Source organism: Klebsiella sp. K5-204 (genome assembly GCF_030128585.1).
Lineage (GTDB): Bacteria > Pseudomonadota > Gammaproteobacteria > Enterobacterales > Enterobacteriaceae > Klebsiella > Klebsiella quasipneumoniae.
This window is the reverse complement of sequence record NZ_JAKUZS010000009.1, coordinates 140,253-153,835: the sequence shown is the minus strand read 5'-3', so window position 1 is coordinate 153,835 and position 13,583 is coordinate 140,253. Positions and strand designations below refer to the sequence as shown.

The following is a 13,583-nucleotide window of genomic DNA, read 5'->3' as shown; positions in this document are numbered from 1 at the left end:
TTATAGTCTTGCTGGAAGATGACTTAACGCTGAACGTCGCCCAACAGCCTACCGCGCAAATGGCATGCGTTTAGTAGTAGTAGGCTGGTGATGCGAGTGGTGCGAATCATTGCGTCAAACTCCAGATGAAATCGTTATGCTTTTAGAGTTACTGGATAGCCGTTTCAAAGTCAACCCCTGGCATGGAAAAAGCGTTTTTGGTCCGCGGCGTGAATTAGCTAATTGTGCTGATGTTAGCCCTTTTTTGCCGAAGATCCTATTTTGGACCTGCGGGGGCGCACAGGGATATGTTTCATTTGAAAATGTACTTTGCATTAAAGGCCTCGCTCACGATGCGCCGCGAGCGAAGCGGTCAAAAATCGCTATCTGAATGAAATAATTATATTTATTTTTCGTGTGAATATGTCTACCCCTTAGCGGATCTTTTTTCAATGATAAATAGTTGTTAATTTTATGGGGTGGAAAATAAAATACTTTATTATTGCTTAAGTTACAGTTAACCATTGGTGTTGTTTTTATTTTCCTGGATTATGGTTAGACTCATCTTCATTAAGTAACTCATATTGTTTGAGCAGTTTATTTATTCCGGTGGTACCGGTTTGACACTGCCACTCATAGCCTTGATATATTCCTAAAATACACCTTTGCTATTTTGCAAATGTCATTGGCATGATAAATGATATTTTCGGCGCTAATTATAGCGGTTTAGTAAAGGGAATTCATCGTGACGGCGGAACTAGATATGTTAATTGAAAGTCCAGAATATAAATCAGCCCCCGGACAGGAAGTCGTAAAACCTCAACTACGGATGGTTGATCTCAATCTGCTTACCGTTTTTGATGCGGTTATGCAGGAACAGAATATTACCCGTGCCGCCCATACGCTCGGCATGTCTCAACCGGCGGTGAGCAACGCGGTTTCACGTCTGAAAGTGATGTTTAATGATGAGCTGTTTGTGCGCTATGGCCGCGGTATTCAGCCGACGGCGCGGGCCTATCAGCTGTTTGGCTCAGTGCGTCAGGCGCTGCAGCTGGTACAAAACGAATTGCCAGGCTCCGGTTTTGAACCCTTGAGCAGTGAGCGTGTTTTCAATCTGTGCGTCTGTAGCCCGCTGGATAACATCCTGACGTCGGTGATTTTTAATAAAGTCGCCGAAATCGCGCCCAATATTCATTTAGTCTTTAAATCAGCGCTTAATCAAAATACGGAACATCAGTTACGTTATCAGGAAACGGAATTTGTGATCGGTTATGAAGAATTTCGTCGTCCTGAGTTTGCCTGTGTACCGCTATTCAAAGATGAAATGGTTCTGGTGGCTAGCCGCAACCATCCGCGTATCTCCGGACCGGTGATGGAGGCTGATATTTATCGCGAGGAGCATGCCGCGGTGGCTCTCGATCGGTATGCCTCATTCAGTCTGCCGTGGTATGACACGGCCGATAAACAAGCGCGCATCGCATATCAAGGTAATGCGATGGTCAGCGTATTAAACGTGGTGTCGCAAACGCAGATGGTGGCCATTGCGCCGCGCTGGCTGGCAAATGAGTTTGCCGATAAGTTAGCGCTGCAAATATTACCTCTGCCGCTGAAGGTGAATAGCCGGACCTGCTATCTCTCCTGGCACGAAGCGGCGGGTCGCGATAAAGGTCATCAGTGGATGGAAGAGCTGCTGGTGGATATTTGTCAGCGCTGAGCCGATGGCAATAAGCATGAAAGGGGCTTCGGCTCCTTTTTTTATATGATTTAATTACAATAATGCAGAATTTTATGCTGTTTACCCTTTCGGTTGCTCTCCGCCCGTTAGCAAAAAATGGATCAATTCCTGCTATCGCGCCTTTTCTCCGAGTATTTACTATTCTCTTTTCTTATATCTGAAGCATTCCACCATATTTCCCTCTCTCCGCTTGTTTTTCTTCTTATTCTACTTAGAAAGCATCTCCGGTGGCGAATTGCCTGCCTGCTGGCGAGCAGTTATGGTAGTGGCATGCAGTCCATTCACCTCAGTGCGGAGGGGTACTCCTTCGCATCGTGCGAGCGCGCGGAAATTGAGTTCCGCTGTCGTAAAACAATAAGCCTGGAGGCAAACCATGGAGATGTTGTCAGGAGCCGAGATGGTCGTCCAATCGCTTGTCGATCAGGGCGTCAAGCAAGTATTCGGCTATCCCGGAGGCGCAGTCCTCGATATCTATGATGCGTTACATACCCTTGGCGGTATCGATCATGTGCTGGTTCGCCACGAGCAGGCGGCGGTGCATATGGCGGATGGCCTGGCGCGAGCGACCGGGGAGGTCGGTGTGGTGCTGGTGACCTCAGGGCCTGGGGCGACGAACGCCATCACCGGTATCGCGACGGCCTATATGGACTCTATCCCGCTGGTGATCCTCTCCGGGCAAGTGGCGACATCGCTTATCGGCTACGATGCCTTCCAGGAGTGCGACATGGTGGGGATTTCCCGCCCGGTGGTGAAGCACAGTTTCCTGGTGAAGCAGACCGAAGATATTCCCGGCGTGCTGAAGAAAGCCTTCTGGCTGGCGGCCAGCGGTCGCCCCGGGCCGGTGGTGGTCGATCTGCCGAAGGATATACTCAATCCGGCGAAGAAACTGCCGTACGTCTGGCCAGACGCGGTCAGCATGCGCTCGTATAACCCGACGACCAGCGGTCATAAAGGCCAGATCAAACGCGCCCTGCAGACCCTGGTGGCGGCGAGCAAGCCGGTCGTCTACGTCGGCGGCGGGGCGATCAATGCGCATTGCGAACCTCAGCTGCGCGAGCTGGTGGAAAAGCTGAAGCTGCCGGTGGCCTCCTCCCTGATGGGGCTGGGCGCTTTCCCGGCGACGCACTCGCAGGCGCTGGGGATGCTGGGCATGCACGGCACTTATGAAGCCAACATGACCATGCACCATTCAGACGTGATTTTTGCCGTCGGCGTTCGCTTTGACGATCGGACCACCAATAACCTGGCCAAATACTGTCCGAACGCGACTGTGCTGCATATCGATATCGATCCGACCTCAATCTCGAAAACCGTGCCAGCAGATGTGCCGATCGTCGGCGATGCCCGGCTGGTGCTGGAGCAGATGCTGGAGCTGCTGGAGCAGGAAGAGGCGCAGCAGCCGCTGGACGACATTCGCGACTGGTGGCAGCAGATTGAGCAGTGGCGCGCCCGCCATTGCCTGCGCTACGACGACCAGAGCGACAAGATCAAACCGCAGGCGGTGATAGAAACGATCTGGCGCCTGACTCAGGGCGATGCCTATGTCACTTCCGATGTGGGTCAGCACCAGATGTTCGCCGCCCTCTATTACCCCTTCGACAAGCCGCGGCGCTGGATTAACTCCGGTGGCCTCGGCACCATGGGCTTTGGCCTACCGGCTGCGCTGGGGGTCAAAATGGCTCTGCCGGACGAAATGGTCGTCTGCGTAACCGGTGACGGCAGTATCCAGATGAACATTCAGGAACTCTCTACTGCGCTGCAGTATGAGCTGCCGGTCCTGGTGCTTAACCTTAACAACCGCTATCTGGGGATGGTGAAGCAGTGGCAGGATATGCTTTATTCCGGGCGCCACTCGCAGTCCTATATGGAGTCGCTGCCGGACTTCGTTCGTCTGGCGGAAGCCTACGGCCACGTTGGGATCCGCATCAGCGAGCCGCAGGAGCTGGAGACGAAGCTTGCAGAAGCCCTGGAGCAGGTGCGACAGCGCCGGCTGGTGTTTGTCGATGTCACCGTCGACGGCAGTGAGCATGTGTACCCCATGCAGATCCGCGGCGGCGGCATGGATGAAATGTGGTTGAGCAAAACGGAGAGGACCTGATTATGCGCCGGATATTATCGGTATTACTGGAAAACGAATCGGGCGCATTGTCCCGCGTTATCGGCCTCTTTTCCCAGCGCGGCTATAATATAGAAAGCCTGACTGTCGCCCCGACGGACGATCCGACCCTCTCCAGGATGACCATCCAGACCGTGGGCGATGAAAAAGCGATCGAGCAGATTGAAAAGCAGCTGCACAAGCTGGTGGATGTCCTGCGGGTCAGCGAGCTGGGGCAGGGGGCTCATGTCGAACGCGAAATCATGCTGGTGAAGGTCCAGGCCAGCGGTTACGGCCGTGAAGAAGTGAAGCGCAACACCGAAATCTTTCGTGGACAGATTATCGACGTGACGCCTTCTATCTATACCGTTCAACTCGCCGGCACCAGCGATAAGCTCGACGCTTTCCTGGCCTCCCTGCGCGATGTCGCTCGGATCGTGGAAGTGGCTCGCTCCGGCGTGGTCGGCCTGTCTCGCGGTGATAAAATCATGCGCTGAGGATCGGGAACTGATGCAAAAATAGCCCGTCAGCGACTGTCGGGCTTTTTTTTTGCGAAATCAGTAGGAACTGTAAGCGAAAGCGGTTGCTGCGCTAACTATTCTGCGCTTAGATGTTATAAAAAGGGTTCCATACCTGAATAATGGTTATGTTTGGCACTTCTTACCCAAGGGGCAATTGTGAAACTGGATGAAATCGCCCGGCTGGCCGGTGTTTCAAGAACCACCGCGAGCTATGTGATTAATGGCAAAGCGAAGCAGTACCGCGTAAGCGACAAAACGGTCGAAAAAGTGATGGCTGTCGTGCGAGAGCACAACTATCACCCGAATGCGGTCGCTGCTGGCCTGCGTGCAGGACGCACACGCTCTATCGGTCTGGTGATCCCGGATCTGGAGAACACCAGCTATACCCGTATTGCAAATTATCTGGAGCGGCAGGCGCGCCAGCGCGGCTATCAGTTGCTGATTGCCTGCTCGGAGGATCAGCCCGATAACGAAATGCGCTGTATCGAGCATCTGCTACAGCGCCAGGTGGACGCCATCATTGTTTCCACCTCGCTGCCGCCGGAGCACCCTTTTTATCAGCGCTGGGCTAACGATCCGTTTCCGATTGTCGCCCTCGACCGCGCCCTTGACCGCGAGCACTTCACCAGCGTCGTCGGCGCTGACCAGGATGATGCCGAGATGCTCGCCGCCGAGTTGCGGACTTTTCCCGGCGAAACGGTGCTTTATCTGGGCGCGCTGCCGGAACTGTCGGTGAGCTTCCTGCGCGAGCAAGGCTTCCGTAAAGCCTGGCAGGACGATCCGCGTGAGGTGCATTATCTCTATGCCAACAGCTACGAGCGAGAAGCGGCGGCCCAGCTGTTTGAGAAATGGCTTGAAACCCATCCGATGCCGCAGGCGCTGTTCACCACCTCTTTCCCGTTGCTGCAGGGCGTCATGGATGTGACGCTGCGCCGTGAGGGTAAACTGCCCTCCGAGCTGGCGATCGCCACCTTCGGCGATAATGAGCTGCTCGATTTCCTGCAGTGTCCGGTACTGGCCGTGGCCCAGCGCCATCGCGATGTCGCTGAGCGGGTGCTCGAGATCGTCCTCGCCAGCCTCGATGAACCGCGCAAGCCGAAGCCGGGCCTCAGCCGTATTCGTCGTAATCTTTATCGCCGCGGCAGCCTGAATCGCCGTTAAGCGCGCAATATCGTCAGCACCCAGGATTAATCCTGGCAGGCCTGCCAGAGAGCAGGCCGCTGGCGATAAATCAGGCAACTGACGTCCAGAATGCAAAACTGAATATATTTCAGACAAATCCCTAAACTTCTTTACGCGTTATTTTGTTTTATTCGCTGGCAATCGTTTTGCGACTCAAAACGGGACACAAAAAATGATTGTGCCGGCTTTAATTGTATTATTTTGTTACATTCACCAGGTTAATTGCTGAATTAACACCCATTTTGTTAGCCCCAACCTTTCTCTCCTGCCTTATCCCGCGCCTGGTCAGCCCTTCAGCCAGCAACAGGTACTGTTAACGGCCGGCATAATGGCCTAAAATGCCGCTCGCGTCGCAAACTGACACTTTATATTTTCCCGCCGAAGATATTTTGATGTTTATAACTGTTACGAGTTTGTTGGTTATTTTCTTACACGTATTCATAACGTTAATTTGCCTCGCCTGTTGATGATTTTTTCATCAGGGCTAATGTCGGCTGTAAATAATGGGTTTTTGAGCTCCGTTGGCATTCGTGCTGGCTTGACAAGCTTTTCCTCCGCTCCGTAAACTCCTTGTGGTGGGAATTTGTGGGATAAAGTGGCGAAAAGGGGTGAGGCTGGCATGTTCCGTGGAGCAACGTTAGTCAATCTCGACAGCAAAGGCCGCCTGGCCGTGCCAACGCGCTATCGCGATGGGCTGATCGAGGACGCTGCCGGTCAATTGGTATGCACCATTGACATTCATCACCCGTGCCTGCTGCTTTATCCATTGCCTGAATGGGAAGTCATCGAGCAGAAATTGTCGCGTTTATCGAGCATGAATCCCGTTGAGCGGCGCGTACAGCGTTTGCTTCTGGGTCATGCCAGCGAATGTCAGATGGATAATGCCGGTCGCTTGCTGATAGCGCCGGTGTTACGGCAGCATGCCGGGCTGACAAAAGAAGTGATGCTGGTCGGGCAGTTTAATAAATTTGAACTGTGGGACGAAACGACCTGGTATCAACGGGTCAAGGAAGATATCGACGCTGAGCAGTCCGCGACCGGTGAACTGTCGGAGCGCCTGCAGGATTTGTCTTTATAAAAATGATGGAAAATTTTAAACACACTACGGTACTTCTGGATGAAGCCGTCAACGGCCTCAATATTCGTCCAGACGGTATCTATATTGATGGTACCTTTGGTCGCGGCGGTCACTCGCGCCTGATCCTCTCCCAACTGGGAGCGGAAGGACGCTTGCTGGCAATCGATCGCGATCCTCAGGCGATTGCCGTCGCGCAAACCATCGATGATCCCCGCTTTTCCATCGTACATGGTCCATTTTCACAGCTTGCTGAGTACGTCGGCGAGCGCAATCTTACCGGTAAGATCGACGGCATTCTGCTCGATCTTGGCGTCTCTTCCCCGCAGCTTGACGATGCGGAACGCGGCTTTTCCTTTATGCGCGACGGGCCGCTGGATATGCGCATGGATCCGACCCGCGGTCAGTCCGCGGCCGAATGGCTGCAGACCGCTGAAGAAGCGGATATCGCCTGGGTGATTAAAACCTTCGGCGAAGAGCGTTTCGGTAAACGGATCGCCCGCGCGATCGTCGAACGTAATCGCATTGCACCGATGACCCGCACTAAAGAGCTGGCGGAGGTCATCGCCGCGGCGATGCCGGTAAAAGATAAGCACAAACATCCCGCGACCCGTACCTTCCAGGCGGTGCGCATTTGGGTAAACAGTGAACTGGAGGAGATAGAGCAGGCGCTAAAAAGCTCGCTCAGCGTGCTGGCCCCGGGCGGGCGGCTGTCGATCATTAGTTTTCATTCGCTGGAAGATCGCATTGTAAAGCGCTTTATGCGTGAGCAAAGCCGCGGTCCGCAGGTTCCGGCGGGAATACCGATGACCGAATCGCAGCTCAAAAAACTGGGCGGCCGTGAGTTACGAGCACTAGGCAAGTTGATGCCGGGCGAAGAAGAGGTGGCAGAGAATCCACGTGCCCGTAGTTCAGTGCTGCGTATCGCAGAGAGGACGAACGCATGATCGGCAGAGTGACAGAGGCCTTAAGCAAAGTTAAAGGGTCGATTGGAAGCAACGAGCGCCATGCTTTGCCTGGCGTGATCGGGGACGACCTTCTGCGGTTTGGGAAACTGCCACTCTGCCTGTTCATTTGCATCATTATTACGGCGATTACCGTGGTCACCACCGCGCACCACACGCGCCTGTTGACCGCGCAGCGTGAACAACTGGTTCTGGAACGCGACGCCCTGGACATTGAGTGGCGCAACCTGATCCTCGAAGAGAACGCGCTCGGCGATCACAGTCGGGTTGAACGGATCGCGACCGAGAAGTTGCAGATGCAACACGTCGATCCATCACAAGAAAATATCGTTGTACAGAAATAAGGATTATTGCGACGGATGAAAGCAGCGCCAAAAACGCCAAAAGCAAAACGTCAGGAAGAACAGGCCAACTTTATCAGTTGGCGTTTTGCGTTGCTGTGCGGCTGCATTCTGCTGGCGCTGACTTTCCTGCTGGGGCGCGTTGCCTGGCTACAGGTGGTCAGCCCGGATATGCTGGTGCGTCAGGGCGATATGCGTTCCCTGCGCGTACAGGAAGTGTCCACCGCGCGCGGGATGATTACCGACCGCTCCGGACGTCCACTGGCGGTCAGCGTGCCGGTGAAAGCTATCTGGGCCGATCCGAAAGAACTCCATGATGCCGGCGGGGTAACCCTGGATACGCGCTGGAAGGCGCTGGCGGATGCCCTCAATATGCCGCTGGATCAGCTGGCGACGCGTATCAATACCAATCCGCGGATGCGTTTCATCTATCTGGCGCGTCAGGTAAACCCTGACATGGCCGACTACATCAAAAAACTGAAGCTGCCGGGCATTCATCTGCGTGAAGAATCCCGTCGTTACTACCCTTCCGGGGAAGTGACCGCTCACCTCATCGGTTTTACCAACGTCGACAGCCAGGGGATTGAAGGGGTCGAAAAAAGCTTTGATAAATGGCTCACCGGCCAGCCGGGCGAGCGTATCGTGCGTAAAGACCGCTATGGCCGGGTAATTGAAGACATCTCTTCCACCGACAGCCAGGCGGCGCACAACCTGGCGCTGAGTATTGACGAGCGTCTGCAGGCGCTGGTCTATCGTGAGCTGAACAACGCCGTGGCCTTTAACAAAGCCGAGTCCGGCAGCGCGGTGTTAGTGGACGTGAACACCGGCGAAGTGCTGGCGATGGCCAACAGCCCGTCCTACAACCCAAACAACTTCGCCGGCACGGCGAAAGACACCATGCGTAACCGCGCCATCACCGACGTCTTCGAACCCGGTTCGACGGTGAAGCCGATGGTGGTGATGACGGCGCTGCAGCGCGGTATCGTCAACGAAAATACCGTGCTCAATACCGTGCCTTATCGAATTAACGGCCACGAAATTAAAGACGTGGCGCGCTACAGCGAATTGACCCTGACCGGGGTGCTACAGAAGTCGAGTAACGTCGGTGTTTCTAAGCTGGCGTTAGCGATGCCGTCCTCAGCGTTAGTAGATACTTACTCACGTTTTGGGCTTGGAAAGGCGACCAATTTGGGGTTGGTCGGAGAACGCAGTGGCTTATATCCTCAAAAACAACGGTGGTCTGACATAGAGAGGGCCACCTTTTCTTTCGGCTACGGGCTAATGGTAACCCCGTTACAGTTAGCGCGAGTCTACGCAACGATTGGCAGCTACGGCATCTATCGCCCGCTGTCGATTACCAAAGTTGATCCACCGGTTCCGGGCGAGCGTGTCTTCCCGGAATCACTCGTTCGTACCGTCGTTCATATGATGGAAAGCGTGGCGCTGCCCGGCGGCGGCGGCGTGAAAGCGGCGATCAAAGGCTATCGCATCGCGATTAAAACCGGTACGGCGAAAAAAGTGGGGCCGGATGGCCGCTATATCAACAAATATATTGCTTACACCGCAGGCGTTGCGCCCGCCAGCCATCCGCGCTTTGCGCTGGTGGTGGTGATCAACGACCCGCAGGCAGGTAAATACTACGGTGGCGCCGTTTCCGCGCCGGTGTTCGGTGCCATCATGGGCGGCGTATTGCGCACCATGAACATCGAACCGGATGCGCTGGCAACGGGCGAAAAAAGTGAATTTGTAATTAATCAAGGCGAGGGAACAGGTGGCAGATCGTAATTTGCGCGACCTTCTCGCTCCATGGGTGCCAAACGCACCGGAGCGCATTCTGCGAGAGATGACGCTGGACAGCCGGGTGGCGGCTTCCGGCGATCTCTTTATCGCGGTACAGGGTCATCAGGCGGACGGGCGTCGTTATATCCCGCAGGCGATAGCGCAAGGTGTGGCTGCCATTATTGCTGAAGCGCAGGGCGAAGCGAAAGACGGTGAGATCCGTGAAATGCACGGCGTGCCGGTTATCTACCTGAGCCAGCTTAACGAACGTTTATCGGCGCTGGCCGGGCGTTTTTATCATCAGCCGTCGCAGCAGCTGCGTCTGGTGGGCGTGACCGGTACCAACGGCAAAACCACCACCACCCAGCTTCTGGCGCAATGGGCGAAACTGCTCGGCGAAACCAGCGCGGTGATGGGGACCGTCGGCAACGGGCTGCTGGATAAAGTGGTGCCGAGCGAAAACACCACCGGCTCTGCGGTCGATGTTCAGCACGTGCTTTCCGGCCTGGTCGAGCAGGGGGCAACCTTCGGCGCGATGGAAGTCTCTTCCCACGGGCTGGTGCAGCACCGCGTGGCGGCCGTGCAGTTTGCCGCCTCGGTATTTACCAACCTGAGCCGCGACCACCTCGACTACCATGGCGATATGGCGCACTACGAAGCGGCGAAATGGCTGCTGTACTCCACCCACCATTGCGGCCAGGCCATCGTCAACGCTGACGATGAAGTCGGTCGTCGCTGGCTGGCGAAGCTACCGGACGCGGTGGCGGTGTCGATGGAAGATCATATCAATCCGAACTGCCACGGCCGCTGGCTGAAGGCCACCGCGGTCAACTATCACGACAGCGGCGCCACCATCCAGTTTGACTCCAGCTGGGGCAACGGTGAAATCGAAAGTCGCCTGATGGGCGCCTTTAACGTCAGCAACCTGCTGCTGGCGCTGGCCACGCTGCTGGCGCTGGGCTATCCGCTGGCCGATCTGCTGAAAACGGCGGCTCGTTTACAGCCGGTATGCGGCCGTATGGAAGTGTTCAGCGCGCCCGGTAAACCGGCCGTGGTGGTGGATTATGCCCATACGCCTGACGCGCTGGAAAAAGCGCTGCAGGCCGCGCGCCTGCACTGCAGCGGCAAGCTGTGGTGCGTCTTCGGCTGCGGCGGAGACCGCGACAAAGGCAAGCGTCCGCTGATGGGGGCGATTGCTGAAGAGTTCGCCGATATCGTGGTCGTCACTGACGACAACCCGCGTACCGAAGAGCCGCGGGCGATTATCAACGATATTCTGGCCGGCATGCTCGATGCAGGTCATGCAAAAGTGATGGAAGGCCGTGCGGAAGCGGTGACCAACGCCGTGATGCAGGCGCAGGAGAACGACGTGGTGCTGGTGGCGGGTAAAGGCCATGAAGATTACCAGATCGTCGGCAACCGTCGTCTGGATTATTCCGACCGCGTCACCGTCGCGCGTCTGCTGGGAGCGGTAGCATGATTCGCTTTACGTTAAGCCAGCTCGCCGCGATCGCTCATGGCGAACGGCAGGGTAGCGATATCGCTATCGACGAGGTGACCACCGACACCCGTAAAATCACGGCGGGCTGCCTGTTTGTGGCGCTGAAAGGCGAGCGTTTCGACGCCCATGATTTTGCCGAACAGGCGAAAGCGGCAGGCGCCGGCGCGCTGCTGGTGAGCCGTCCGCTACCCTGCGATCTCCCGCAGGTGATCGTGAAAGATACCCGGCAGGCTTTCGGCGAGTTGGCCGCCTGGGTACGTCAGCAGGTGCCGACCCGCGTCGTCGCCCTGACCGGCTCGTCTGGTAAAACCTCGGTCAAAGAGATGACCGCGGCGATCCTCAGCCAGTGCGGCAACACGCTGTATACCGCCGGCAACCTGAACAACGATATCGGCGTGCCGATGACCCTGCTGCGTCTGACCAAAGAACATCAGTACGCGGTGATTGAGCTTGGCGCCAACCACCAGGGCGAAATCGCGTGGACCGTCAGCCTGACGCGTCCGGAAGCGGCGCTGGTCAACAACCTTGCCGCCGCGCACCTTGAAGGTTTCGGCTCGCTGGCGGGCGTGGCGAAGGCGAAGGGCGAAATCTATACCGGTCTGCCGGAAAACGGCATCGCCATTCTCAATGCCGACAACAACGACTGGCTGAACTGGCAGGCGGTGATTGGCGATCGCAAAGTGTGGCGCTTCTCGCCGAACGCGGCCAACAGCGATTTCACCGCGACTAACGTGCAGATCACCAGCCACGGCACCGAATTTACGCTGCAGACCCCAACCGGCAACGTTGACGTACTGCTGCCGCTGCCGGGACGCCACAACATCGCTAACGCGCTGGCGGCGACCTCGCTGGCGATGGCGGTAGGCGCCGATCTGGCGGCGGTGAAAGCCGGTCTGGCGCAGCTGCAGGCCGTTCCGGGACGTCTGTTCCCGATCCGCCTGACCGAGAGTCAGCTGCTGCTGGATGACTCCTATAACGCTAACGTCGGTTCGATGACCGCGGCGGTGCAGGTGCTGTCAGAGATGCCCGGCTTTCGGGCGATGGTGGTCGGCGATATGGCGGAGCTTGGCGCGGAAAGCGCGGCTTGCCATCGTGAAGTCGGCGAAGCGGCGAAAGCGGCAGGGCTGGATTGTGTTCTCAGCGTCGGCGCCTTGAGCGCGGATATCAGCCGCGCCAGCGGCGTGGGCGAACATTTTAACGATAAAGCCGCCGTGGTGGCTCGCCTGCGCGAGCTGCTGGCGGAGCATAAGATAATGACCATTTTAGTGAAGGGTTCACGTAGTGCCGCCATGGAAGAGGTAGTACGCGCATTACAGGAGACTGGGACATGTTAGTATGGCTGGCCGAACATTTGGTCAAATATTATTCCGGCTTTAACGTCTTTTCGTATTTGACGTTTCGCGCCATCGTCAGCCTGCTGACCGCGCTGTTCATCTCTCTGTGGATGGGCCCGCGCATGATCGCCCGTCTGCAAAAACTCTCCTTCGGCCAGGTGGTTCGTAACGACGGTCCGGAGTCCCACTTCAGCAAACGCGGCACGCCGACCATGGGGGGGATCATGATCCTCACTGCGATCACCGTCTCCGTTCTGCTGTGGGCTTACCCCTCCAACCCGTACGTCTGGTGCGTGCTGACGGTATTAATCGGCTACGGGATCATCGGCTTCGTTGATGACTACCGTAAAGTGGTGCGCAAAGACACCAAAGGCCTGATCGCCCGCTGGAAATATTTCTGGATGTCGGTGATCGCGCTGGGCGTGGCGTTCGCGCTCTATCTGGCCGGGAAAGACACCCCGGCGACCGAGCTGGTGGTGCCGTTCTTTAAAGACGTTATGCCGCAGCTGGGGCTGTTCTATATCCTGCTGGCCTACTTCGTGATCGTCGGCACCGGCAATGCGGTTAACCTGACCGACGGTCTCGACGGCCTGGCGATCATGCCCACCGTCTTCGTCGCAGCGGGTTTTGCGCTGGTGGCGTGGGCGACCGGTAACATGAATTTCGCCAACTACCTGCACATCCCCTATCTGCGCCACGCCGGCGAACTGGTGATCGTCTGTACGGCGATCGTCGGCGCGGGGCTGGGCTTTCTGTGGTTTAACACCTATCCGGCGCAGGTCTTTATGGGCGACGTCGGTTCGCTGGCGCTCGGCGGCGCGCTGGGCATTATCGCCGTGCTGCTGCGTCAGGAATTCCTGCTGGTGATTATGGGCGGCGTTTTCGTGGTGGAGACCCTGTCGGTGATCCTGCAGGTCGGCTCCTTTAAGCTGCGCGGTCAGCGTATCTTCCGCATGGCGCCGATCCACCACCACTATGAACTGAAAGGCTGGCCGGAGCCGCGCGTTATCGTGCGCTTCTGGATTATTTCGCTGATGCTGGTGCTGATTGGCCTGGCGACGCTGAAGGTACGTTAA

Annotated in this window: 12 protein-coding genes; 11 read left to right on the top strand and 1 reads right to left on the bottom strand. The window is 56.4% G+C overall.

Annotated features, from left to right (window positions below):
* Positions 1 to 23 precede the first annotated feature (23 nt).
* Positions 24 to 110 carry a leu operon leader peptide gene (gene leuL / locus MKR05_RS22620; RefSeq protein ID WP_017901192.1) on the bottom strand — a complete coding sequence of 29 codons (87 nt, stop codon included), beginning with the start codon at positions 108 to 110 and terminating at the stop codon, positions 24 to 26.
* Between the two features lie 614 nt (positions 111 to 724).
* Between leuL and leuO the strand changes: the two genes are divergently transcribed.
* The 11 genes from leuO (at position 725) to mraY (ending at position 13,583) form a co-directional block, all read left to right on the top strand.
* A complete protein-coding gene (gene leuO / locus MKR05_RS22615; protein WP_072140386.1) occupies positions 725 to 1,693 on the top strand; it encodes a transcriptional regulator LeuO in 969 nt (322 codons plus the stop codon).
* A 394-nt stretch (positions 1,694 to 2,087) separates the two neighbouring features.
* Complete coding sequence (ilvI, locus tag MKR05_RS22610) at positions 2,088 to 3,812, top strand: acetolactate synthase 3 large subunit (protein WP_002888534.1); 1,725 nt, start codon at positions 2,088 to 2,090, stop codon at positions 3,810 to 3,812.
* A 2-nt stretch (positions 3,813 to 3,814) separates the two neighbouring features.
* The gene (gene ilvN / locus MKR05_RS22605) at positions 3,815 to 4,306 is read left to right on the top strand and encodes an acetolactate synthase small subunit (RefSeq protein WP_002888536.1); all 492 of its coding nucleotides are present in this window, start codon (positions 3,815 to 3,817) and stop codon (positions 4,304 to 4,306) included.
* A gap of 180 nt (positions 4,307 to 4,486) precedes the next feature.
* Entirely contained in the window at positions 4,487 to 5,491 is a 1,005-nt protein-coding gene (gene cra, locus MKR05_RS22600) for a catabolite repressor/activator (RefSeq protein ID WP_004145952.1), read from the top strand.
* Positions 5,492 to 6,131: 640 nt separating this feature from the next.
* Positions 6,132 to 6,590, top strand: a complete 459-nt coding sequence (mraZ, locus tag MKR05_RS22595; RefSeq protein WP_004204327.1) for a division/cell wall cluster transcriptional repressor MraZ — start codon at positions 6,132 to 6,134, stop codon at positions 6,588 to 6,590.
* Between the two features lie 2 nt (positions 6,591 to 6,592).
* Complete coding sequence (gene rsmH, locus MKR05_RS22590; RefSeq protein WP_004204328.1) at positions 6,593 to 7,534, top strand: 16S rRNA (cytosine(1402)-N(4))-methyltransferase RsmH; 942 nt, start codon at positions 6,593 to 6,595, stop codon at positions 7,532 to 7,534.
* Entirely contained in the window at positions 7,531 to 7,896 is a 366-nt protein-coding gene (gene ftsL, locus MKR05_RS22585) for a cell division protein FtsL (RefSeq protein ID WP_002888550.1), read from the top strand. Before rsmH ends, ftsL begins: the two co-directional genes overlap by 4 nt.
* Before the next feature lie 15 nt (positions 7,897 to 7,911).
* Positions 7,912 to 9,678: a peptidoglycan glycosyltransferase FtsI gene (locus MKR05_RS22580; RefSeq protein ID WP_023291977.1), complete on the top strand. Its 1,767-nt coding sequence runs from the start codon at positions 7,912 to 7,914 to the stop codon at positions 9,676 to 9,678.
* Complete coding sequence (gene murE, locus MKR05_RS22575) at positions 9,665 to 11,152, top strand: UDP-N-acetylmuramoyl-L-alanyl-D-glutamate--2,6-diaminopimelate ligase (RefSeq protein ID WP_023291978.1); 1,488 nt, start codon at positions 9,665 to 9,667, stop codon at positions 11,150 to 11,152. Before MKR05_RS22580 ends, murE begins: the two co-directional genes overlap by 14 nt.
* Positions 11,149 to 12,507, top strand: coding sequence for a UDP-N-acetylmuramoyl-tripeptide--D-alanyl-D-alanine ligase (gene murF, locus MKR05_RS22570; protein ID WP_065813027.1), 1,359 nt, complete (start codon positions 11,149 to 11,151; stop codon positions 12,505 to 12,507). The genes murE and murF overlap by 4 nt, the downstream gene beginning before the upstream one ends.
* Positions 12,501 to 13,583 (top strand): phospho-N-acetylmuramoyl-pentapeptide-transferase, encoded by a 1,083-nt coding sequence (mraY, locus tag MKR05_RS22565; protein ID WP_004204335.1) that lies wholly within the window; start codon positions 12,501 to 12,503, stop codon positions 13,581 to 13,583. Before murF ends, mraY begins: the two co-directional genes overlap by 7 nt.

Coding starts and splice junctions, on each gene's coding strand:
- leuL (WP_017901192.1), bottom strand. CDS start 110: ATGATTCGCACCACTCGCATCACCAGCCTACTACTACTAAACGCATGC.
- ilvI (WP_002888534.1), top strand. CDS start 2,088: ATGGAGATGTTGTCAGGAGCCGAGATGGTCGTCCAATCGCTTGTCGAT.
- ilvN (WP_002888536.1), top strand. CDS start 3,815: ATGCGCCGGATATTATCGGTATTACTGGAAAACGAATCGGGCGCATTG.
- mraZ (WP_004204327.1), top strand. CDS start 6,132: ATGTTCCGTGGAGCAACGTTAGTCAATCTCGACAGCAAAGGCCGCCTG.
- rsmH (WP_004204328.1), top strand. CDS start 6,593: ATGATGGAAAATTTTAAACACACTACGGTACTTCTGGATGAAGCCGTC.
- ftsL (WP_002888550.1), top strand. CDS start 7,531: ATGATCGGCAGAGTGACAGAGGCCTTAAGCAAAGTTAAAGGGTCGATT.
- MKR05_RS22580 (WP_023291977.1), top strand. CDS start 7,912: ATGAAAGCAGCGCCAAAAACGCCAAAAGCAAAACGTCAGGAAGAACAG.
- murF (WP_065813027.1), top strand. CDS start 11,149: ATGATTCGCTTTACGTTAAGCCAGCTCGCCGCGATCGCTCATGGCGAA.
- mraY (WP_004204335.1), top strand. CDS start 12,501: ATGTTAGTATGGCTGGCCGAACATTTGGTCAAATATTATTCCGGCTTT.